The organism is Streptomyces sp. NPDC004561 (genome assembly GCF_053602155.1).
The window spans coordinates 1-21323 of record NZ_JBSGDB010000011.1 but is presented as its reverse complement, the minus strand read 5'-3'; the positions used below and the strand labels follow the sequence as shown (position 1 = coordinate 21323).

The 21323-nt window shown below is 71.4% G+C and carries 19 protein-coding genes; 11 read left to right on the top strand and 8 right to left on the bottom strand.

Annotated elements, in window-relative coordinates; all coding sequences use genetic code 11:
• Nucleotides 1–34: 34 nt before the first annotated feature.
• The 6 genes from ACWEN3_RS02860 (at nucleotide 35) to ACWEN3_RS02835 (ending at nucleotide 7922) form a co-directional block, all read left to right on the top strand.
• Nucleotides 35–2332, top strand: coding sequence for a SulP family inorganic anion transporter (locus ACWEN3_RS02860; RefSeq protein ID WP_452964855.1), 2298 nt, complete (start codon nucleotides 35–37; stop codon nucleotides 2330–2332).
• A gap of 129 nt (nucleotides 2333–2461) precedes the next feature.
• A complete protein-coding gene (gene acs, locus ACWEN3_RS02855) occupies nucleotides 2462–4417 on the top strand; it encodes an acetate--CoA ligase (protein ID WP_452964852.1) in 1956 nt (651 codons plus the stop codon).
• A 223-nt stretch (nucleotides 4418–4640) separates the two neighbouring features.
• Nucleotides 4641–6083 carry a Na+/H+ antiporter NhaA gene (gene nhaA / locus ACWEN3_RS02850; protein ID WP_452964851.1) on the top strand — a complete coding sequence of 481 codons (1443 nt, stop codon included), beginning with the start codon at nucleotides 4641–4643 and terminating at the stop codon, nucleotides 6081–6083.
• Nucleotides 6084–6182: 99 nt separating this feature from the next.
• Nucleotides 6183–6671: a phage holin family protein gene (locus ACWEN3_RS02845; RefSeq protein WP_452964849.1), complete on the top strand. Its 489-nt coding sequence runs from the start codon at nucleotides 6183–6185 to the stop codon at nucleotides 6669–6671.
• Nucleotides 6668–7603, top strand: a complete 936-nt coding sequence (locus ACWEN3_RS02840; protein WP_452964847.1) for an alpha/beta fold hydrolase — start codon at nucleotides 6668–6670, stop codon at nucleotides 7601–7603. Before ACWEN3_RS02845 ends, ACWEN3_RS02840 begins: the two co-directional genes overlap by 4 nt.
• Before the next feature lie 139 nt (nucleotides 7604–7742).
• The gene (locus ACWEN3_RS02835) at nucleotides 7743–7922 is read left to right on the top strand and encodes a hypothetical protein (protein ID WP_053656296.1); all 180 of its coding nucleotides are present in this window, start codon (nucleotides 7743–7745) and stop codon (nucleotides 7920–7922) included.
• Nucleotides 7923–7938: 16 nt separating this feature from the next.
• On the opposite strand, the gene ACWEN3_RS02830 is transcribed toward ACWEN3_RS02835, so the two are convergent.
• The 3 genes from ACWEN3_RS02830 to nth form a co-directional block, all read right to left on the bottom strand.
• The gene (locus ACWEN3_RS02830) at nucleotides 7939–9138 is read right to left on the bottom strand and encodes a MarP family serine protease (protein WP_452964844.1); all 1200 of its coding nucleotides are present in this window, start codon (nucleotides 9136–9138) and stop codon (nucleotides 7939–7941) included.
• A gap of 118 nt (nucleotides 9139–9256) precedes the next feature.
• Nucleotides 9257–9952 carry an NUDIX hydrolase gene (locus ACWEN3_RS02825; protein ID WP_452964842.1) on the bottom strand — a complete coding sequence of 232 codons (696 nt, stop codon included), beginning with the start codon at nucleotides 9950–9952 and terminating at the stop codon, nucleotides 9257–9259.
• Between the two features lie 55 nt (nucleotides 9953–10007).
• Nucleotides 10008–11057 (bottom strand): endonuclease III, encoded by a 1050-nt coding sequence (gene nth, locus ACWEN3_RS02820; RefSeq protein ID WP_452964839.1) that lies wholly within the window; start codon nucleotides 11055–11057, stop codon nucleotides 10008–10010.
• A 276-nt stretch (nucleotides 11058–11333) separates the two neighbouring features.
• On the opposite strand from nth, the gene ACWEN3_RS02815 reads away from it, so the two are divergent.
• Nucleotides 11334–12008 (top strand): Crp/Fnr family transcriptional regulator, encoded by a 675-nt coding sequence (locus tag ACWEN3_RS02815; protein ID WP_073887802.1) that lies wholly within the window; start codon nucleotides 11334–11336, stop codon nucleotides 12006–12008.
• A 93-nt stretch (nucleotides 12009–12101) separates the two neighbouring features.
• Entirely contained in the window at nucleotides 12102–12926 is an 825-nt protein-coding gene (locus tag ACWEN3_RS02810; RefSeq protein WP_452964836.1) for a nucleotidyltransferase, read from the top strand.
• A gap of 10 nt (nucleotides 12927–12936) precedes the next feature.
• Here the strand turns inward: ACWEN3_RS02810 and ACWEN3_RS02805 are convergent, their stop codons facing one another.
• The 4 genes from ACWEN3_RS02805 to ACWEN3_RS02790 all read right to left on the bottom strand — a co-directional run bounded on the left by ACWEN3_RS02805 (nucleotide 12937) and on the right by ACWEN3_RS02790 (nucleotide 15337).
• Nucleotides 12937–13767, bottom strand: a complete 831-nt coding sequence (locus ACWEN3_RS02805; protein WP_452964834.1) for an MBL fold metallo-hydrolase — start codon at nucleotides 13765–13767, stop codon at nucleotides 12937–12939.
• Nucleotides 13764–14648: an NUDIX hydrolase gene (locus ACWEN3_RS02800; protein WP_452964832.1), complete on the bottom strand. Its 885-nt coding sequence runs from the start codon at nucleotides 14646–14648 to the stop codon at nucleotides 13764–13766. The genes ACWEN3_RS02805 and ACWEN3_RS02800 overlap by 4 nt, the downstream gene beginning before the upstream one ends.
• Before the next feature lie 66 nt (nucleotides 14649–14714).
• A complete protein-coding gene (locus ACWEN3_RS02795; RefSeq protein WP_452964830.1) occupies nucleotides 14715–15179 on the bottom strand; it encodes a RidA family protein in 465 nt (154 codons plus the stop codon).
• Entirely contained in the window at nucleotides 15176–15337 is a 162-nt protein-coding gene (locus ACWEN3_RS02790; RefSeq protein WP_003975360.1) for a DUF4177 domain-containing protein, read from the bottom strand. Before ACWEN3_RS02790 ends, ACWEN3_RS02795 begins: the two co-directional genes overlap by 4 nt.
• A 141-nt stretch (nucleotides 15338–15478) precedes the next feature.
• On the opposite strand from ACWEN3_RS02790, the gene ACWEN3_RS02785 reads away from it, so the two are divergent.
• Together ACWEN3_RS02785 and ACWEN3_RS02780 are read left to right on the top strand one after the other, a co-directional pair.
• Nucleotides 15479–16456 carry an ArsA family ATPase gene (locus ACWEN3_RS02785; RefSeq protein ID WP_452964828.1) on the top strand — a complete coding sequence of 326 codons (978 nt, stop codon included), beginning with the start codon at nucleotides 15479–15481 and terminating at the stop codon, nucleotides 16454–16456.
• Nucleotides 16453–17784, top strand: coding sequence for an ArsA family ATPase (locus ACWEN3_RS02780; protein ID WP_452964826.1), 1332 nt, complete (start codon nucleotides 16453–16455; stop codon nucleotides 17782–17784). Before ACWEN3_RS02785 ends, ACWEN3_RS02780 begins: the two co-directional genes overlap by 4 nt.
• A gap of 344 nt (nucleotides 17785–18128) precedes the next feature.
• On the opposite strand, the gene wblA is transcribed toward ACWEN3_RS02780, so the two are convergent.
• The gene (gene wblA, locus ACWEN3_RS02775) at nucleotides 18129–18467 is read right to left on the bottom strand and encodes a transcriptional regulator WblA (RefSeq protein ID WP_179851885.1); all 339 of its coding nucleotides are present in this window, start codon (nucleotides 18465–18467) and stop codon (nucleotides 18129–18131) included.
• A gap of 496 nt (nucleotides 18468–18963) precedes the next feature.
• Here wblA and ACWEN3_RS02770 point away from each other — a divergent pair, with 496 nt between their 5' ends.
• Nucleotides 18964–21264 carry a transglycosylase domain-containing protein gene (locus tag ACWEN3_RS02770; RefSeq protein WP_452964823.1) on the top strand — a complete coding sequence of 767 codons (2301 nt, stop codon included), beginning with the start codon at nucleotides 18964–18966 and terminating at the stop codon, nucleotides 21262–21264.
• Nucleotides 21265–21323: the final 59 nt, after the last annotated feature.

Sequence of the window (21323 nt, the reverse complement as noted above, 5' to 3'; positions counted from 1 at the left end):
TCCCGCCGCCACACCGCTCCGAGGAGACGGGACCATGTCTGCCTGCGCACCCCCTCACGCCCACCGCCCCCAACCGCCGCTCCGGCCCGCCCCCGCGCGCCGCCGCTTCCCGGTCGAGAGCGCCGATCTGTCCGCGTCCGTCGCCGTCTTCCTGATCGCCCTGCCCCTCTCCCTGGGCATCGCCCTCGCCACCGGCGCCCCGCTCCAGGCCGGGCTGGTCGCCGCCGCCGTGGGCGGACTTGTCGCCGGCCGCCTCGGCGGCTGTCCGCTGCAGGTCAGCGGCCCCGCCGCCGGACTCACCGTGGTCACCGCCGACTTGATCCACCGTTACGGCTGGCGGGCGACCTGCGGCATCACCGTCCTCGCCGGTCTCACCCAACTCGGACTCGGCTGCCTGCGGGTGGCGCGCGGCGCGCTCGCGGTCAGCCCGGCGGTGGTGCACGGCATGCTCGCCGGCATCGGCATCACCATCGCCGTCGCCCAGCTGCACATCGTCCTCGGCGGCAGCCCGGACAGCTCCGTCCTCGCCAACCTGCGCGCGCTGCCGGCGCAGTTGGCGCGTCTCCACCCCGCCGCCGTGCTCATGAGCGCACTGACCCTGGCCCTGCTGCTGGCCTGGCCACGTCTGCCGGGCCGGGCCGGCCGGCTGCTGCGCAAGGTCCCGGCCGCCCTCGTCGCCGTCGCCGGGGCGACCGCGACCGCGTCCCTGACCGGTCTCTCCCTCCCCCGGGTCGACCTGCCGTCCTGGCGCAGCCACGCCCTGGCCGGACTGCCCCAGGGCCCGTTGGCGGGCGTCGCGACCGCCGTGCTCACCACGACCCTGGTGTGCAGTGTGCAGTCGCTGCTCGGCGCGGTGGCCGTGGACAAGCTGGTCGCCGCCCGCCCCGGGCCGCAGTCCCGCGTGGGCCGGTCCGACCTCGACCGGGAACTCCTGGGCCAGGGCGCCGCCAACATCGTCTCCGGGGCGCTCGGCGGGCTGCCGGTCGCCGGGGTGGCCGTGCGCAGTACCGCGAATGTGAAATCAGGCGCCGCCAGCCGGAACTCCACGATGCTGCACGGCGTTCTCGTAGTAGTCGCCGCGCTGCTGATGGTCCCGGTCCTGGAGGAGATCCCGCTCGCCTCCCTCGCCGCCCTGGTGATGGCCGTCGGTATCCAGATGGTGTCCCCGCACCACATCCGCACGGTGACACGCCACCGCGAAGTGCTGGTCTACGCCGCGACCACACTCGGCGTGGTGCTCCTCGGCGTCCTGCAGGGCGTGCTCCTCGGAGTCGCCGTCGCGGTCGCCGTCGCCCTCAACCGCCTCGCCCACACCCGTATCACCCATGCGGAGAAGGGAGGAGTCCATCACCTGCACATCCGAGGCCAGCTGACGTTCCTCGCGGTGCCCCGGCTCAGCAGAGCCCTGCATCTCGTACCCCAGGACGCCCATGCCGTCGTGGAGTTGGACGGTTCGTTCATGGACCACGCGGCCTACGAGTCCTTGCAGGACTGGCGCAGCACCCACACCGCGCGGGGCGGTACGGCCGAGCTGTCGGGCCGGCGCGGCGGACTCCGGACCGCCGTGCTCACCAACCCGACCGAGGAGTGCCGGTGCCGGCCCTGGACGCCCTGGCGCGACCACCGGTCCTGCTCCGCCGGAGCCTTCGAAGCCCCGGCGGGCCGCGAACTGGCCCGTGGCATCGGCTCGTTCCAGCGGAACACCGCGCCGCTGGTGCGGGAGGAGCTGGCCCGGCTCGCCCGGGAGGGTCAGCGGCCGACGCAGCTCTTCCTCACCTGTGCCGACTCCCGGCTCGTCACGTCGATGATCACCGCCAGTGGTCCCGGCGATCTGTTCGTCGTCCGCAACGTCGGCAACCTGGTGCCGCCGCCGGGCGAGGAGCACGGTGACGACTCGGTGGCGGCCGCCGTGGAGTACGCCGTGGACGTGCTCGGGGTGCGCTCCATCACGGTGTGCGGGCACTCCGGGTGCGGGGCGGTGCAGGCGCTGCTGAGCGCCGGGCCGGCGAGCGGGAGCACCCCGCTGAAGCGGTGGCTGCGGCACGGTCTGCCGAGTCTCGCGCGGTCGGCCGGCGACCACCGCGCCGGGCCCCGGCTGGCCGGGCGGCCCTCTTCGGACGCGGTGGAGCGGCTGTGTCTGGCCAACGTGGTCCAGCAGCTGGAGCACCTGCGGGCCCACGAACCGGTCGCGCGGGCGCTGGCCAGAGGCGGGCTGGAGCTGCACGGGATGTACTTCCACGTCGGCGAGGCGCAGGCGTATCTGCTCGACGGGAAAGGAGAGGGCACGGTGTTCGAGGAGGTGGGAGCGGAGGAGGTGCACACTCCGGTGTGAGAGTCGGGCCGCCACAACCCGAGACGGATAGGTCTAAACCAATTTTCCCGTCGACCCTTGTCATCGGACCCCCGTGTCTGATGAGCTGTGGCCTGGGACACATCGGACACCCTTCGAAAGGGAGATGTCGTGAGCAACGAGAGCCTGGCCAACCTGCTGAAGGAAGAGCGCAGGTTCGCGCCACCCGCCGACCTGGCCGCACACGCCAATGTCACGGCGGAGGCGTACGAACAGGCCAAGGCTGACAGGCTGGGCTTCTGGGCCGAGCAGGCCCGCCGACTGACCTGGGCCAAGGAGCCGACCGAGACGCTGGACTGGTCGAACCCTCCGTTCGCGAAGTGGTTCAAGGACGGCGAGCTGAACGTCGCGTACAACTGCGTGGACCGGCACGTGGAGGCCGGGCACGGAGACCGCGTCGCCATCCACTTCGAGGGTGAGCCCGGCGACAGCCGCGCCATCACCTACGCGGAGCTGAAGGACGAGGTCTCCCGGGCCGCCAACGCCCTTCTGGAACTGGGTGTCCGCAAGGGCGACCGGGTCGCCATCTACATGCCGATGATCCCGGAGACCGCGATCGCGATGCTGGCCTCGGCCCGGATCGGCGCCGCGCACTCGGTCGTCTTCGGCGGCTTCTCCGCGGACGCCCTCGCGACCCGGATCAAGGACGCGGACGCCAAGGTCGTCATCACGACCGACGGCGGCTACCGGCGCGGCAAGCCGTCCGCGCTGAAGCCGGCCGTGGACGAGGCGATCGCGAAGGTCGACAACGTCGAGCACGTGCTCGTGGTCCGCCGTACCGGGCAGGACGTGGCCTGGACCGACGAGCGGGACGTGTGGTGGCACGACCTGGTCGGCCGGCAGTCCGCCGAGCACACCCCGGAGGCGTTCGAGGCGGAGCACCCGCTGTTCATCCTCTACACCTCGGGTACGACGGGTAAGCCCAAGGGCATCCTGCACACCTCCGGCGGCTACCTCACCCAGACGGCATACACCCACTGGGCGGTCTTCGACCTCAAGCCGGAGAAGGACGTCTTCTGGTGCACGGCCGACGTCGGCTGGGTCACCGGGCACTCATACATCGTGTACGGGCCGCTGGCCAACGGCGCGACGCAGGTCATGTACGAGGGCACGCCGGACACCCCGCACCAGGGCCGGTTCTGGGAGATCGTGCAGAAGTACAAGGTCTCGATCCTCTACACGGCGCCGACCGCGATCCGGACGTTCATGAAGTGGGGCGACGACATCCCCGCCAAGTTCGACCTGAGCAGCCTGCGGGTCCTCGGCTCCGTCGGCGAGCCGATCAACCCCGAGGCGTGGGTCTGGTACCGCAGGACCATCGGCAACGACCGGACCCCGGTCGTGGACACCTGGTGGCAGACCGAGACCGGCGCGATGATGATCTCCCCGCTGCCCGGCGTCACCGAGGCCAAGCCCGGTTCGGCGCAGCGCCCGCTGCCCGGCATCAGCGCGACGGTCGTGGACGACGAGGCGAACGAGGTGCCCAACGGCGGCGGTGGCTACCTGGTGCTGACCGAGCCGTGGCCGTCGATGCTGCGCACCATCTGGGGCGACGACCAGCGGTTCATCGACACCTACTGGTCCCGCTTCGAGGGCAAGTACTTCGCCGGTGACGGGGCGAAGAAGGACGACGACGGCGACATCTGGCTGCTGGGCCGGGTGGACGACGTGATGCTCGTGTCCGGGCACAACATCTCCACCACCGAGGTGGAGTCGGCGCTCGTGTCGCACCCGTCGGTCGCCGAGGCGGCCGTCGTCGGCGCCGCCGACGAGACCACCGGCCAGGCGATCGTCGCCTTCGTGATCCTGCGCGGCGCGGTCACCGAGACCGAGACGCTCGTCGGCGAGCTGCGCGACCACGTCGGCGCCACGCTCGGCCCGATCGCCAAGCCCAAGCGGATCCTGCCGGTGGCGGAGCTGCCGAAGACCCGCTCCGGCAAGATCATGCGCCGGCTGCTGCGCGACGTGGCCGAGAACCGCCAGCTCGGCGACGTCACCACGCTGACCGACTCCGCCGTCATGGACCTGATCCAGGCCAAGCTGCCGGCCGCGTCGAGCGAGGACTGAGCAGGGCAGGACCGAGCAGGGCAGGACTGATCGGAAGCCTGTGGGGCACCCGGCCGCGGACGCGCCGGGTGCCCCTTCGGCGTCTACCGTGAAGATCACCGGTTCCGGTCACCCGTCACTCTGGGTAAAGTAGGTAAAGCGTCACTGACGCGACAAGATCGACAGGTGCGCCGGGAAGTCTGGTCGGCAGGTGAGCCGACCTGTCCACCCACCGGAGGTCCCCGTGACCGCGCCCCGCACCCCGACCACCGCCCGCAAGGCCCTCGGACGCCTGTCCCTGCCCGAGCGGACCTTCGTCGCGGACGCGCTGCGCGCGGAGACCGTCGGCGGTGTGCTGCTCCTCCTGGCCGCCGTCGCCGCGCTGGTCTGGGCGAACGTCCCCGCTCTGAGCCACAGCTACGAGACGGCCGGCCACTTCGAGTTCGGGCCCGCCGCCCTGGGCCTGCACCTCTCCGTCGCCCACTGTGCCGCCGACGGGCTGCTCGCGGTGTTCTTCTTCGTCGCCGGCATCGAGCTGAAACGCGAGCTGGTCGCCGGGGACCTGCGCGACCCGAAGGCGGCGGTGCTGCCCGTGGTGGCCGCGCTGTGCGGAATGGCCGTACCGGCACTCGTCTACACCCTCACCAACCTCACCGCAGGCGGCTCCACACAGGGCTGGGCGGTGCCCACCGCCACCGACATCGCCTTCGCGCTCGCCGTCCTCGCGGTGATCGGCACCTCGCTGCCCAGCGCCCTGCGCGCCTTCCTGCTCACCCTCGCGGTCGTCGACGACCTCTTCGCGATCCTGATCATCGCCGTCTTCTTCACCGAGCGGCTGAACTTCGCCGCGCTCGGCGGCGCGGCGGCCGGGCTCGCGGTCTTCTGGCTGCTGCTGCGCAAGGGGGTGCGCGGCTGGTACGTGTACGTGCCGCTCGCCGTGGTGATCTGGGCGCTGATGTACAACAGCGGCGTGCACGCCACCATCGCCGGTGTGGCCATGGGCCTGATGCTGCGCTGCACCACCCGGGAGGGCGAGGAGCAGTCGCCGGGCGAGCGCATGGAGCATCTGGTGCGGCCCTTGTCGGCCGGGCTCGCCGTACCGCTGTTCGCGCTGTTCAGCGCGGGTGTGGTGGTGTCCGGCGGGGCCCTCGCGGACGTGTTCACCAAGCCGGAGACGCTCGGTGTCGTCCTCGGCCTGGTCGCCGGCAAGGCGCTGGGGATCTTCGGCGGCACCTGGCTGACCGCCCGCTTCACCCGCGCCTCCCTCAGCGAGGACCTCGGCTGGGCCGACGTCTTCGCGGTGGCCTCGCTCGCCGGGATCGGCTTCACGGTCGCGCTGCTCATCGGCGAACTGGCCTTCGCCGGCGACGCCGTCCTCACCGACGAGGTGAAGGCGTCCGTCCTCACCGGATCGCTGATCGCGGCGGTGTGTGCCACGGTGCTGCTGAAGATGCGCAACGCCAAGTACCGCGGGATGTGCGAGGAGGAGGACCGCGACGAGGACCGCGACGGCGTCCCGGACATCTACGAGGAGGACGACCCGGCGTACCACCTGCGCATGGCCGAGATCCTCGAGCGCAAGGCCGCCGAGCACCGGCGCATCGCCGCGGAGCGGGCGGCCGCGGCACGCGACGGGCTTGCGGAAGTACCGGGCGGGGCAGGCGAGGAGGGCGGCCGTCGGGCATGATCTGACGAGACGGTACAAAACAAGACGGCCACGATGAGCGGGCCGGCCGCACAATGACGGCACACTTGCGGCACGAGAGACCTCGTAAGGGAGAACGCGATGAGCGCACCCGACGGCAGCCCGGTCGGCGCCGAACGCAGCATCGGCCAGCTGTTCGCCTCGGCGACGACCGAAATGTCGGCGCTGGTGCACGACGAGATCGCGCTGGCCAAGGCGCAGCTCAAGCAGGACGTGAAGCGCGGCGCGACGAGCGGCGGGGCGTTCTCGATGGCGGGCGCGGTCCTGGTGTTCTCGCTGCCGATGCTCAACTTCGCCCTCGCGTACGGCATCCGGACCTGGAGCGGGTGGAACCTGGCGGTCTGCTTCCTGCTGTCCTTCGCGGCGAACGTGATCGTCGCCGGCGTCCTCGCGCTGATCGGCACGGTGTTCGCGAAGAAGGCCAAGAAGAGCCAGGGCCCGCAGAAGGTGGCCGCGTCCATGAAGCAGACGGCGAACGTCCTGCAGAACGCCAAGCCGCACCCGCGCCCGGAGCTGCCCGAGGACCGCACCCCCGCGGCCATCGAAGCTGTGGCACGCTCGTCGTCATGACGGACCCCGCCGCTCCCTCGGTCGTACGGATCGACCTGCCGCACGGCCGCAAGGTGATCCACCGGGACGTCGCCGCGAACGGCGCCCGCTTCCACATCGCCGAACTCGGTGACGGCCCCCTGGTGCTGCTGCTCCACGGCTTCCCGCAGTTCTGGTGGACCTGGCGGCACCAGCTGGTGGCCCTCGCGGACGCCGGCTACCGGGCGGTGGCCATGGACTTGCGGGGGGTCGGCGGCAGCGACCGCACGCCCCGCGGGTACGACCCCGCCAACCTCGCCCTGGACGTCACCGGTGTGATCCGCTCGCTCGGCGAGCCGGACGCCGCGCTGGTCGGGCACGACCTCGGCGGCTATCTGGCGTGGACGGCGGCGGCGATGCGGCCCAAGCTCGTCCGGCGCCTCGCCGTGGTGTCGATGCCGCACCCGAGGCGCTGGCGCGCGGCCATGCTGCGGGACGCCCGGCAGACGGCCGCCAACTCCTACATCTGGGGATTCCAGCGGCCCTGGATCCCCGAGCGTCAACTCACCGCGGACGGCGGCGAGCTGGTGGGACGTCTGATCCGTGAGTGGTCCGGCCCGCGGCTGCCGGAGGACGAGACGGTGGAGACGTACCAGCGCGCCATGTGCATCCCGTCCACCGCGCACTGCGCGATCGAGCCCTACCGCTGGCTGGTGCGCTCCCTGGCCCGCCCGGACGGCGTGCAGTTCTACCGCCGGATGAAGCGGCCGGTGCGCGTGCCCACGCTGCATCTGCACGGCTCGCTCGACCCGGTGACGCGCACCCGCAGCGCGGCGGGCTCCGGCGAGTACGTCGAAGCGCCGTACCGCTGGCGGCTGTTCGACGGCCTGGGGCACTTCCCGCACGAGGAGGACCCGGTGGCGTTCTCCACCGAACTGGTCAACTGGCTGAAGGACCCCGAGCCCGACCGGTGACCGCTTGGTGACGGTTCGGGTGCGCGGAGTACCCGCTTCCTGAACACTTGTCCCCCGAACGGCCACATGCCTGCCGCATAGGCCAATTGGGCGGCGCTCAAGCGGTTATAGACCTTGGGGCGGGGGCAGACGTCGGGGTATGGGCTGGACGCACGACTACAGTGACGCACCCCGCAACCGCCGCTCGGCCGCTGGGCTGAGCACGCCTCAGCGAGGCACTCCGCAGCTCGCGGAGGCGGACCTCAGGGTGGGGATTCCGCGTATCCTGCGCCGCCGGGCCCGCTGGGTCTCGGTGCGCCTGCGTCACCCGCGCGGCTGAACGCCCGCGCGGCGGGTCACAGCGCGCAGCTGTCCGTACCCACCTGCTCGTTCGCCGTACGCCCCCGCGCGATGTCGGGCCGGATCTCGTCCGCCGTCAGCGCGTAGCCGGTCTCGGCGTCGTCGAGGGACTTGGCGAACACCACGCCGTACACCTTGCCGTCGGGCGTGAGCAGCGGGCCGCCGGAGTTGCCCTGGCGGACGGTCGCGTACAGCGAGTAGACGTCGCGGCGCACGGTGCCGCGGTGGTAGATGTCCGGGCCGTTGGCGGAGATGCGCCCGCGCACGCGCGCGGCGCGCACGTCGTACGAACCGTTCTCGGGGAAGCCCGCGACGATCGCGCCGTCGTCACCGGCCGCGTCGCGGGCGGAGAACCTCAGCGGGGTCGCCCTCAGGTCCGGTACGTCGAGGACGGCGATGTCGCGCTTCCAGTCGTACAGGACGACCTTCGCGTCGTACTTGCGGCCCTCGCCGCCTATCTGCACGGTCGGCGCGTCGACGCCGCCGACGACGTGCGCGTTGGTCATGACGCGGCGGTCGGCGAAGACGAAGCCGCTGCCCTCCAGCACCTTGCCGCAGCTCTGGGCGGTGCCGGTGACCTTGACGATGGAGCGCTGGGCGTGGGTGGCGACCGGGCCGCCGGCGAGGGCCGGGTCGGGCGGCTGGACGTCCTTGATCGGCTCGTTGGCGAAGGGGCTGAAGACCTGCGGGAAGCCGTTCTGCGCGAGAACGGAGGAGAAGTCCGCGAACCAGGTGTCGGCCTGCGCGGGCAGCGCCCGGGAGACACCGAGCAGCACCTTGGAGCCGCGGACCTCCTTGCCGAGGGTCGGCAGGGTGGTGCCCGCGAGGGCGGACCCGATCAGCCAGGCGACCAGGAGCATCGCGACGACGTTGACCAGCGCGCCGCCGGTGGCGTCCAGGGCGCGGGCCGGGGACCAGGTGATGTACCGGCGCAGCTTGTTGCCCAGGTGGGTGGTCAGCGCCTGGCCGACGGAGGCGCAGACGATGACGACGACCACGGCCACGACGGCGGCGGTGGTGCTCACGTCCGCGTTGCCGGTCACGGCGTCCCAGACGACGGGCAGCGTGTACACGGCGACGAGGCCGCCGCCCAGGAACCCGATCACCGACAGGATGCCGACGACGAAGCCCTGGCGGTAGCCGACGACCGCGAACCACACGGCCGCGACCAGCAACAGGATGTCCAGCACGTTCACTGCTTCAGGCCTCGCCTACTCACTCCGGTCCCCGCGGGCCGGACGGGGTCCGGCCCGCCACGCGGTGGCTGTGGGACACCGCGTCCCCCGGGACGACACAGCAACGGGGATCACCCTGTCATGAGCGCCAGTCGAGCGGGACCTGCTTGTCCCGGTCCCAGGGGCGCTCCCAGCCCGCGAAGTGCAGCAGCCGGTCGATCACACCGGCCGTGAAACCCCAGACCAGGGCCGATTCGACCAGGAATGCCGGGCCTCGGTGCCCACTGGGGTGGACGGTGGTGGCGCGGTTGGCGGGGTCCGTGAGATCCGCCACGGGGACCGTGAACACCCGTGCGGTCTCGTTCGGATCGACGACGCCGACCGGGCTGGGCTCGCGCCACCAGCCGAGCACGGGTGTCACGACGAACCCGCTGACGGGGATGTACAGCCGGGGCAGCACGCCGAAGAGCTGCACACCCGACGGGTCGAGGCCGGTCTCCTCCTCGGCCTCGCGCAGCGCGGCCCGCAGCGGACCGTCACCCTTCGGATCGCCGTCCTCGGGGTCGAGCGCGCCGCCGGGGAACGACGGCTGACCGGCGTGCGAGCGCAGCGAGCCGGCGCGCTCCATGAGCAGCAGCTCGGGGCCGCGCTCGCCCTCGCCGAACAGGATCAGCACGGCCGACTGCCGGCCCGAGCCGTTCTCCGGCGGCAGGAAGCGGCTGAGCTGGAGCGGCTGGATCGTCTCCACCGCGCTCACCACCGGGTCCAGCCAGTCCGGCAGGCCCTCCCTGCTGGGCGTCACCGGACCGCCCTGCGTTTCGCTGGCCCTCGTCATCGCCACCCCCCGTCGCTCTTCCTGTCCAACGCCCGAGGGCACCGAGATCGTTCCGTCACGCGGCCCCCAGTGGCGGCGCCGGCCTGCCGCCCGCGTCCAGGTAGGCCTGCGGGGGCTTGAGCCGCTGGCCGGGGAAGCCGCCCTTCTCGTACTTGAGGAGCTTCTTCGCCTTCTCCGGGTCGGTCTCGCCCTCGCCGTAGGCCGGGCAGAGCGGGGCGATGGGGCAGGCGCCGCAGGCGGGCTTGCGGGCGTGGCAGATGCGCCGGCCGTGCCAGATCACATGGTGGGACAGGTCGGTCCACTCGCTCTTCGGGAACAGCGCGCCGACGGCCGCCTCGATCTTGTCCGGGTCGGTCTCGTCGGTCCACTGCCAGCGCCGCACCAGCCGCTGGAAGTGTGTGTCCACGGTGATCCCGGGCCGCCCGAAGGCGTTGCCGAGCACGACGAAGGCGGTCTTGCGGCCGACGCCTGGCAGCTTGACCAGGTCCTCCAGTTTTCCGGGGACCTCGCCGCCGAAGTCCTCGGTGAGCGCCTTGGAGAGCCCTATGACCGACCTGGTCTTGGCGCGGAAGAACCCGCAGGGGCGCAGGATCTCCTCGACCTCCTCCGGGTTGGCCGCGGCCATGTCCTCGGGGGTGGGGTACTTGGCGAAGAGCGCGGGAGTCGTCTGGTTGACGCGCAGGTCGGTGGTCTGGGCCGACAGCACGGTGGCGACCAGCAGCTGGAAGGGGTTCTCGAAGTCCAGCTCGGGGTGGGCGTACGGGTACACCTCGCCGAGCTCCCGGTTGATCCGGCGGGCGCGGCGGACCAGGGCGGTGCGGGACTCCCGCGCCGGGGGCTTCACGGCGACCTTCTTGGTGGCGGCGGCCTTCTTCACGGCGACGGCCTTGCCGGTGGCCACGGCCTCCTTGGCGGGGGCCGCCTTCTTGGCGGCGGCTCTCCCGGCGGGGGCGGCCTTCTTGGCCGTGATGGCCTTCTTGGCCGTGATGGCCTTCTTGGCCGTGGTGGCCTTCTTCACCGGCGCGGCCTTCCCGGCAGGGGCGGCCGCGGCCTTTTCAGCCGCTTTTCCGGTTTTCCTATGGTCACTCGGGCCTTGTTCGCCCACAGCGGAATCACGACGTACAACCACCCGCGCAGCCCCCTTGTCCTGTGCTCTCACCGGGGATTTGGACACCCGGCCAGCCTAAAGCCCGGCTCCCTCGTCCGCCCCGGACCCGGAAGATCGGCCCCCGATTGGACCCCTGACGCTTACCCCGGGACACCTGTGCGGCATCCTTGTGACAGATCACACTGTTTGGACCGTCCGGCAAAATGGGGAACACGGTCCCCTGGCACACGGGGGAGCAAGATCCCCTGAGCAGGTCGACAAGGGAGAGAACTCGTGGACGACGTTCTGCGGCGCAACCCGCTCTTCGCGGCGCTCGACGACGAGCAGGCCGCGGAGCTCCGCGCCTCCATGAGTGAGGTGACCCTCGCGCGCGGTGACTCACTCTTCCATGAGGGAGACCCCGGAGACCGGCTGTACGTCGTCACCGAGGGCAAGGTCAAGCTGCACCGCACCTCCCCCGACGGCCGCGAGAACATGCTCGCCGTCGTCGGCCCCGGCGAGCTGATCGGCGAGCTGTCGCTGTTCGACCCGGGCCCGCGCACCGCGACCGCGAGCGCGCTGACCGAGGTCAAGATGCTGGGTCTGGGCCACGGCGACCTCCAGCCCTGGCTGAACGTCCGCCCCGAGGTGGCCGGCGCCCTGCTGCGCGCCGTCGCCCGCCGGCTGCGCAAGACCAACGACGCCATGTCCGACCTGGTCTTCTCCGACGTGCCCGGCCGCGTGGCGCGCGCCCTGCTGGACCTCTCCCGCCGCTTCGGCGTGCAGTCCGAGGAGGGCATCCACGTCGTCCACGACCTCACCCAGGAGGAGCTGGCCCAGCTGGTCGGCGCCTCCCGCGAGACCGTGAACAAGGCGCTGGCGGACTTCGCCCAGCGCGGCTGGCTCCGCCTGGAGGCGCGGGCCGTGATCCTGCTCGACGTCGAGAGGCTCGCCAAGCGCTCGCGCTGAGCCGGCCGGGGGCCGCGGGCCCCCGGATCTCCGCTTCGGTCCGCACGGCCTGTTCCCGAGCGCCGCACGGGCCGAAGTCGGCACAGTTGCCCCATGCCTGAAACGATCCGGCCCACAGGGCTCGACGCCCTGGGCTTCATCGAGCGCGAGGGCTCCCTCGCGCGCGTGCCCGAGCCGTTCCGCCCGGTCGTGGCCGCCGCCCGTGACCGGGTGCTGGACGTCTTCGGGACGCGACTGCACAGCGGGTACCTCTACGGGTCGATCCCGCGCGGCACCGCGCGCGTGGGGCGCAGCGACCTGGACCTGGTCGTGGCGCTGCGGGCGGAACCGGCCGACGCGGACCGGGAGGCCGTACGGGCCCTCGGTGAGGCCGTGGACAAGGAGTTCCCGCAGATCGACGGCGTCGGCACGCTGCTGTACGGCCGGGATCGGCTGCTGAGCGACCTGGAGCGCTACGACCTGGGCTGGTTCGTCGCCTGTCTGTGCACCCCGCTGCTCGGCGACGACCTGGCCGAGTACCTGCCCCGCTACCGCCCCGACTCCCTGCTCGCCCGCGAGACCAACGGCGACCTCGCGCGACGGCTGCCCCGCTGGCGGGAGCGGATCGAGACGGCGCAGGACAGCGAGGAGGCCCGGCGGCCGCTGGTGCGCTTCATGTCCCGGCACCTGGTCCGCACCGGCTTCACGCTCGTCATGACCCGCTGGAACGGCTGGACGAGCGATCTGCGGGAGATGGCCGAGGTGTTCGGCGCGTACTACCCCGAGCGGGCCGCACAGATGCGTACGGCGGCGCGGTACGGCCGGGAGCCCGTCGGCGACCCCGAGGTGCTGCGGTCCTGCGTGGACGACCTCGGGCCCTGGCTCGCGGACGAGTACGCGCGCGTGCACGGCGTGAAGACGCCCCGCCCGGAGGACTAGCAGCCGGGGACTAGATCAGCCCGTGCTCGCTCAGGTAGTCCATCTGGGCCCGCACCGACAGTTCCGCCGCCGGCCACAGCGAGCGGTCCACGTCCGCGTACACGTGCGCGACGACCTGGGCCGCGGTGCGGTAGCCGTCCTCGACCGCCGTCTCCACCTGGGCGAGCCGGTGGGCGCGGTGGGCCAGGTAGAACTCCACGGCGCCCTGGGCGTCCTCCAGGACCGGCCCGTGGCCCGGCAGGACGGTGTGCACGCCGTCGTCCACCGTCAGGGACCGCAGGCGGCGCAGGGAGTCCAGATAGTCGCCCAGGCGCCCGTCGGGGTGCGCCACGACCGTCGTACCGCGCCCGAGGATGGTGTCGCCGGTGAGCACCGCCCGGTCGGCCGGGAGATGGAAGCACAGCGAGTCCGCGGTGTGGCCGGGAGTCGGCACGACCCTCAGCTCCAGACCGCCGGCGACGACCACGTCCCCCGCGGCCAGGCCCTCGTCGCCGAGGCGGAGCGCCGGGTCGAGGGCGCGCACGCGCGTGCCGGTCAGCTCGGCGAACCGGCCCGCGCCCTCGGCGTGGTCGGGGTGGCCGTGGGTGAGCAGGGTCAGGGCTATCCGCTTGCCGGCCTTCTCGGCCGTGTCCATGACCGTCCGCAGGTGGCCGTCGTCCAGCGGGCCCGGGTCGATCACCACGGCCACGTCGGAGTCGGGCTCGGCGACGATCCAGGTGTTGGTGCCGTCCAGGGTCATCGCGGAGGCGTTGGGCGCGAGGACGTTGACGGCCCGTTCGGTGGCGGGGCCCGAGAGGACCGCGCCCCTGGGCTGGCCCGGCAGGGCGCTTGCGTCGGTCATGCGGGGCCTCCACCGGTGCTCGTCGGGGCCGTCGGGACGTGCTTCGTGAACTCCTCGTGCCCGGGCCAGGACAGGACAATCTCCCCGTTCACCAGGCGGGCCGTCGCCATCACCGGTGTCATGTCGCGCGCGGGGGCGGCCGCGAGGGCCTCGGCGGCGGTGCCGTACGGGTCCAGCTGGCGCAGGGTGGCGATGGTGGGCGGCATCATCAGCAGCTCGCCCCGGTCGTACCCGGCGGCGGCCTCCTCGGGGCGGATCCACACCGTGCGGTCGGCCTCCGTGGAGGCGTTCCGGGTGCGCTGCCCGGCGGGGAGGGCGGCCACGAAGAACCAGGTGTCGTAGCGCCGGGACTCGAACTCGGGGGTGATCCAGCGGGTCCACGCGCCCATCAGGTCCGAGCGCAGCACCAGCCCGCGCCGCTGCAGGAACTCGGCGAAGGAGAGTTCGCGCGCGACCAGGGCGGCGCGGTCCGCCTCCCAGTCCTCGCCGGTGGTGTCGCCGACGACGGTGTCCGGGTCCGGCCCGGCGAGCAGGACGCCCGCCTCCTCGTACGTCTCGCGTACGGCCGCGCAGACGACGGCCTGGGCGCCGGCCTCGTCGACGCCGAGCCGCTCGGCCCACCACGCGCGCGTGGGGCCCGCCCAGCGGATCCGGCGGTCGTCGTCACGCGGGTCGACCCCGCCCCCGGGGTACGCGTACGCGCCTCCGGCGAAGGCCATGGAGGCGCGTCTGCGCAGCATGTGGACGACGGGTCCGGCCGCGGTGTCCTTCAGGAGGAGCACTGTGGCCGCGCGCCTGGGGGACACCGGGGTGAGGGCCCCGTCCGCGAGCGCGCGGATGCGGTCCGGCCACTCCGGGGGGTACCACTGACCGTTCGCCATGGCCGGAGGCTATCCCGTGTAGGGCGAATGTTCGAGAGGTACCCGAGGTCAGAGGGCCGGCGCCGGCTACGGCAGCAGCTCGACCTGGATCTCGACCTCGACCGGCGCGTCCAGCGGCAGCACCGCGACGCCGACCGCGCTGCGGGCGTGCACGCCCTTGTCGCCGAGGACCTCGCCGAGCAGCTCGCTGGCGCCGTTGACGACACCGGGCTGGCCGGTGAAGTCCGACGCCGAGGCGACGAAACCGACGACCTTCACCACGCGCGCGATGCGGTCCAGGTCGCCGGCGACGGACTTCACGGCGGCCAGCGCGTTCAGCGCACAGGTACGGGCCAGGTCCTTGGCCTCCTCCGCCGTGACCTCGGCGCCCACCTTGCCGGTGACCGGCAGCTTGCCCTCGACCATGGGCAGCTGGCCGGCGGTGTAGACGTACACACCGGACTGCACGGCCGGCTGGTAGGCGGCCAGCGGCGGTACGACCTCGGGCAGGGTCAGGCCGAGTCCGGCCAGCTTCTCCTCGACCGCGCTCATGCCTGCTTCTCCCGCTTCAGGTAGGCGACGAGCTGCTCGGGGTTGTTCGGCCCGGGCACGACCTGGACGAGCTCCCAGCCGTCCTCGCCCCAGGTGTCCAGAATCTGCTTCGTGGCATGGACGAGCAGTGGCACGGTTGCGTATTCCCACTTGGTCATGGAGCCGACTGTAGCCGCTGCGACCGGCGCGACCGGCGGTGCCGTTGTCCACAGGATGTGTGCGGACGTGTGACCGACTACGCCCCCCGTTATCCACAGCCTCCCGCGTGACCGTCGGCCGGACTGGTTAGTCTCGAAGACGTGAGCAGGCTCCAGGTCGTCAGCGGCAAGGGCGGGACCGGAAAGACGACGGTCGCCGCCGCCCTCGCGCTGGCCCTCGCGACCGAGGGGAAGCGGACGCTTCTCGTGGAGGTCGAGGGCCGGCAAGGTATCGCACAGCTCTTCGAAACGGAGGCGTTGCCGTACGAGGAGCGAAAAATCGCGGTCGCGCCGGGCGGCGGGGAGGTGTTCGCCCTCGCCATAGACCCCGAACTGGCCCTTCTGGACTATCTCCAGATGTTCTACAAGCTGGGCGGGGCGGGCAGAGCCCTGAAGAAGCTCGGCGCCATCGACTTCGCCACCACCATCGCGCCGGGCATCAGGGACGTCCTGCTGACCGGCAAGGCGTGCGAGGCAGTGCGCCGCAAGGAGCGGAGCGGCCGGTTCACGTACGACTACGTCGTCATGGACGCCCCGCCGACCGGCCGCATCACCCGCTTCCTGAACGTGAACGACGAGGTGGCGGGTCTGGCCAAGATCGGCCCGATACACAATCAGGCGCAGGCCGTGATGCGGGTGCTGAAGTCGCCGGAGACGGCGGTGCACCTGGTGGCGCTGCTGGAGGAGATGCCCGTCCAGGAGACCGCCGACGGCATCGCCGAACTGCGCGCGGCGAAGCTGCCGGTGGGCCGGGTCATCGTGAACATGGTGCGGCCCGAGGTGTTGGACGCGGACGACCTGGAACTCGTACGGAGCGTGGAGCACTCCTCGGTCGCGCGGGCCCTGTCGGCCGCCGGGCTGGGCGGGGCGCGGCGCGGTGGGAACGCCGAGAAGCTGGTGGACCCGCTGCTGGCGCAGGCCGCGGAGTACGCCGAGCGGTACGCGCTGGAGCAGGAGCAGCGCGGGGTCCTCGGCGAGCTGGGCCTGCCGCTGAACGAACTGCCGCTGCTCGCCGAGGGCATGGACCTGGCGGGCCTGTACGAACTCGCCACCGAGCTGCGGAAGCAGGGGTTGTCATGAGTCCGGACCCGGCCGAGGCACAGGAGACCGCCCGTCGCCTCTCCCCCGTGCGCGTCCTCGACGTCGACCCGCTGCTGGACGACCCGAAGACCCGCATCGTGGTCTGCTGCGGCTCGGGCGGGGTCGGCAAGACGACGACCGCGGCCGCCCTGGGCCTCAGGGCGGCCGAGCGGGGCCGCAAGGTGGTCGTCCTCACCATCGACCCGGCCAGGCGGCTGGCCCAGTCGATGGGCATCGACTCCCTCGACAACGTGCCGCGCCGGGTGAAGGGCACCGAGGGCGACGGCGAACTGCACGCCATGATGCTCGACATGAAGCGCACCTTCGACGAGGTCGTGGAGGCGCACGCGGACCCGGAGCGGGCGGCCACGATCCTGGCGAACCCCTTCTACCAGTCGCTCTCGGCGGGCTTCGCGGGCACGCAGGAGTACATGGCGATGGAGAAGCTGGGGCAGCTGCGGGCGAAGGACGAGTGGGACCTGATCGTGGTCGACACCCCGCCGTCCCGTTCGGCGCTGGACTTCCTGGACGCGCCCAAGCGGCTCGGCTCCTTCCTGGACGGCCGGCTGATCCGTCTGCTCACCGCGCCCGCCAAACTGGGCGGCCGGGCGGGGATGGCCTTCCTCAACGTCGGCATGTCGATGATGACCGGGACGCTGGGCAAGCTGCTGGGCGGTCAGCTGCTGAAGGACGTCCAGACGTTCGTGGCCGCGATGGACACCACCTTCGGCGGGTTCCGCACGCGCGCGGACGCCACGTACAAGCTGCTCCAGGCGCCCGGCACGGCCTTCCTGGTGGTGGCGGCCCCGGAGCGGGACGCGCTGCGCGAGGCCGCGTACTTCGTGGAGCGGCTGGCCGCGGAGGACATGCCGCTGGTGGGTCTGGTGCTGAACCGGGTCCACGCCAGCGGTGCCGGCCGGCTGTCCGCCGAGCGGGCGCTCGCCGCCGCGGAAAATCTTGAGGACCCCCGCATTGTGGATCAGGGGGACGGGAAAGCTGGACTTCGTAACTCTCCCGAAACGTACGGCAGTTCACAACCTCCCGCATCCGAAGCCGCAACCGGTACCACCGCTTCCGAAGAAGGCTCCCCCGCCGACGCGGAACGCTCCGTCGACCAGCTCGCCGCGGGCCTGTTGCGGTTGCACGCCGAACGCATGCATCTGCTGGCGCGCGAGCAGCGCACGCGTGACCGCTTCACCGCCCGTCACCCCGAGGTGGCGGTGGTCGACGTACCCGCACTCCCCGGCGACGTGCACGACCTCACGGGCCTGCGCGACATCGGGGACCGGCTCGCCGCGGGCGCGGAGGACCGGACCCAGCCGTCGTAGACCGTGCGGCGCACCGAGCCTTCGTGGCGGGCGCGACGGACCGGGACGTCGTCCGGCAGGCACGGTCGACCGTGGTGTCGCGGCTGCCGTGGCCTGCCTGATCGGAACCTGACCCAAGTGGGCGAGCGAGCGACCCGGACGACCGCCGGCCGAACTCGCGGGCACACCGGGCCGTCGACGCGGGCGCACCCCTCAGAACGCCGGCCGACCCCGTTCCGCACCCGAGAGACACTTCCCTCGGTTCATCCCGCCCTGTGTGGACCGACGGCACCTGGCCGGCCGTTGCTTCCCGTGGCTCACGCCCGGCCGGATGGTCCTTCGGTCTATGCCGGAGGGGGATGCCCTCAGCTCACCGCCGCGTAGTTCTCGTACACCTCGTCGCTGTCGAGGGGCACGATCCCGACTCCACGCTCGTACTCCAGGCGGGCGGTTTCCAGCAGCCTGCGCCAGGAGGTCACGGTGGGCCGCCGGCGCAGCAGCGCACGGCGCTCCCGCTCTGTCATGCCTCCCCACACGCCGAATTCGACGCGGTTGTCCAGCGCGTCCGCCAGGCACTCGGTGCGTACCGGACATCCGGTGCACACCGCCTTGGCCCTGTTCTGCGCTGCTCCTTGAACGAACAGTTCATCCGGATCGGTAGTGCGGCAGGCAGCCTGCGCACTCCAGTCGGTTACCCAGCCCATACCGGCGCCGTCCTCTCCCGAATCGAGGCTCCCCCACGGCGGCAGCGGCATATTCACCGCCGCCAGTTGAGGACGTTACGGAAGGTGGGGACAGCGCAACACCCCCTTCGGGCCCAATCTTGAATGGCCCGAACGGACTATGGGTAAGCGGCAGATCACCCGCGGGAGTGAGCTGGTGATATACGTGACTATCCCGGCAAAACAGGACAGCTGCGGTGCGCCACACCGGGCGCCAGGTGACACACGAGGCGGATTCGGACACGCCCCCACCACAAAGTCGGGGTACTTCCGGAACGATTCGGGGTAGCCGGACGTATTGATACGTGACCGCATCGCTGTGACAGTTGAGAGCAGCTTAGGCCAAGGCCTGCGCGCGTGTCCGGGAAATGGAAACGTCGGCAGGCCAGGTCGCGCTGCAGTCACGATCCTGCACCCGAACATCCCGAGAGGGAGCCGCTCCCTCGGAACGCTCATAAGTACGGATTAGGCTGCCCCCATGCCAAAGAAGCGCTCGGGTGGTGGTCTGTCGCCAACGCAGCAGGCCGCCAAGTTCCTCGGTGTCAGTGTGCTCGCCGGAGCCGTGATGGCGGGCATCGCGCTGCCCGCCGCCGGCGCACTCGGTCTAGCGGCCAAGGGTTCGGTCCAGAGCTTCGACGAGATCCCGGCCAACCTGAAGAGTCCCCAGCTGAGCCAGCGCACCACGATCCTGGACAACCAGGGGCACCAGATCGCGACCGTCTACTCCCGCGACCGTACGGTGGTCGACCTCAAGGACATCTCGCCGTACATGCAGAAGGCGATCGTCGCGATCGAGGACTCGCGCTTCTACAAGCACGGCGCGATCGACCTCAAGGGCGTGCTGCGCGCCCTGAACAAGAACGCGCAGTCGGGCGGGGTCGCCCAGGGCGCCTCGACCCTCACCCAGCAGCTGGTGAAGAACTACTTCATCGAGGAGGCCGGCGACGACCCGACGAAGGTCGCCGAGGCCACCCAGCAGACCATCGGCCGCAAGATCCGCGAGCTGAAGTACGCGATCCAGATCGAGGACAAGCTCGGCAAGAAGAAGATCCTCGAGAACTACCTGAACATCACCTTCTTCGGCGAGCAGGCCTACGGCGTCGAGGCCGCCTCCCAGCGGTACTTCTCCCAGCACGCCAAGGACCTGAACCTGCAGCAGTCGGCGCTGCTGGCCGGCATCGTGCAGTCCCCGAGCCGCTACGACCCGGTCAACGACGAGGCGGAGGCCACCAAACGGCGCAACATCGTCCTGCAGCGCATGACCGAGGTCGGCGACATCTCCCCGAAGGAGGCCGAGGAGGCCAAGCAGCAGCCGCTCGGGCTGCACCCCAGCCGCCCGAAGAACGGCTGCATCACCGCGGTCCAGGGCGCCGGCTTCTTCTGCGACTACGTACGCCAGGTCTTCCTCACCGACCCGGTCTTCGGCAAGTCCAAGGAGACCCGGGCGAAGCTGTGGAACCAGGGCGGCCTGACGATCCGTACGACGCTCGACCCGCAGGCGCAGCAGTCCGAGCAGGCGTCCATCAAGGATCACGTCTACAAGTCGGACGGCGTGGCGACGGCCGCGACGATCGTCGAGCCCGGCACCGGCAAGATCCTCGCCATGGGCCAGTCCCGCCCGTACGGCTTCGGCAGGGACGAGACCCAGATCAACCTGTCGGTGAACCAGAACATGGGCGGCGGCGCCGGCTACCAGCCCGGTTCGACGTTCAAGCCGATCGTCGCGGCGGCCGCGATCGAGGGCGGCAAGCCCGCGACGCAGGAGTACCCCTCGCCGTACGAGATGCCGTACCCGAGCCCGGTGTCCGCGTGTGACGGCAAGACCTGGCGCAACGACCCGAACAAGCCGGCCAAGCTGACGAACGAGAACGAGTCGGAGCACGGCCCGTACGGCATGAAGGAAGCGACCGCCAAGTCGGTCAACACCTACTACGTGCAGCTCATCAGCGACATCGGCATCTGCCCCGTCACCGACATGGCGACGAAGATGGGCGTGGCGCGCGCGGACGGCCGCAAGATCGACCAGGCCCCCTCGATCGCGCTCGGCACCCAGGAGATGTCCCCGCTGACGATGGCGAACGCGTACGCCACCTTCGCCTCGCGCGGCATGTACTGCACCCCGGTCGCCATCGAGTCGATCACGCAGCGGATCGGCAGCCAGGTGAAGTCCCTCCCGGTGCCGAGGTCGACCTGCTCGCGCGCGATGTCGCAGAAGACCGCCGACACCGTCAGCACGCTCCTCAAGGGCGTGGTCGAGGACGGCACGGGTCAGGAGGCCGGCCTCGGCGACCGCCCGAGCGCGGGCAAGACCGGTACGACGGACGAGCGCTTCGCGGCCTGGTTCGTCGGCTACACGCCGAACATGGCCGGCGCGGTCTGGGTCGGCGACCCGCAGCACAAGCGGAAGATGATCAACATCACCATCGGCGGCGTCCCGCACGACAAGGTGTTCGGTGGTGAGGTCCCCGGTCCGATCTGGCGCGACATGATGACCGGCGCGCTGCAGGGCAAACCCGTGCAGGACTTCAACCTGGTCGACATCCCCGACGGCAACGGCTCCGGGGACGGCCAGGGAAAAGGCAACGGGGGGGACAACGGCAACACAACGGGCCAGGTGATCGGGGGACTGATCGGCGGCCTGACGGGCGGGGGAAACACCACGGGTGACACCAACGGCGGCGCGGCCCCGACCCCCACGTTCTCCCTCCCCGGCAACATCTTCCAGGGCCCGACGAACGGCGGGACCAACGGGAACGGCAACGGGGGGCGGCGGAGGTAGTTCCTCGGCGTAGTACGACGGCGGGGCCGCACCCTGGAGAGGGGGGGGCGCCCCCCGGC

Coding starts and splice junctions, on each gene's coding strand:
- ACWEN3_RS02790 (WP_003975360.1), bottom strand. CDS start 15,337: ATGACCAAGTGGGAATACGCAACCGTGCCACTGCTCGTCCATGCCACG.
- ACWEN3_RS02800 (WP_452964832.1), bottom strand. CDS start 14,648: ATGGCGAACGGTCAGTGGTACCCCCCGGAGTGGCCGGACCGCATCCGC.
- ACWEN3_RS02825 (WP_452964842.1), bottom strand. CDS start 9,952: ATGACGAGGGCCAGCGAAACGCAGGGCGGTCCGGTGACGCCCAGCAGG.
- ACWEN3_RS02860 (WP_452964855.1), top strand. CDS start 35: ATGTCTGCCTGCGCACCCCCTCACGCCCACCGCCCCCAACCGCCGCTC.
- ACWEN3_RS02845 (WP_452964849.1), top strand. CDS start 6,183: ATGAGCGCACCCGACGGCAGCCCGGTCGGCGCCGAACGCAGCATCGGC.
- ACWEN3_RS02780 (WP_452964826.1), top strand. CDS start 16,453: ATGAGTCCGGACCCGGCCGAGGCACAGGAGACCGCCCGTCGCCTCTCC.
- ACWEN3_RS02795 (WP_452964830.1), bottom strand. CDS start 15,179: ATGAGCGCGGTCGAGGAGAAGCTGGCCGGACTCGGCCTGACCCTGCCC.
- ACWEN3_RS02840 (WP_452964847.1), top strand. CDS start 6,668: ATGACGGACCCCGCCGCTCCCTCGGTCGTACGGATCGACCTGCCGCAC.
- wblA (WP_179851885.1), bottom strand. CDS start 18,467: ATGGGCTGGGTAACCGACTGGAGTGCGCAGGCTGCCTGCCGCACTACC.
- ACWEN3_RS02835 (WP_053656296.1), top strand. CDS start 7,743: ATGGGCTGGACGCACGACTACAGTGACGCACCCCGCAACCGCCGCTCG.
- ACWEN3_RS02810 (WP_452964836.1), top strand. CDS start 12,102: ATGCCTGAAACGATCCGGCCCACAGGGCTCGACGCCCTGGGCTTCATC.
- ACWEN3_RS02805 (WP_452964834.1), bottom strand. CDS start 13,767: ATGACCGACGCAAGCGCCCTGCCGGGCCAGCCCAGGGGCGCGGTCCTC.
- ACWEN3_RS02770 (WP_452964823.1), top strand. CDS start 18,964: ATGCCAAAGAAGCGCTCGGGTGGTGGTCTGTCGCCAACGCAGCAGGCC.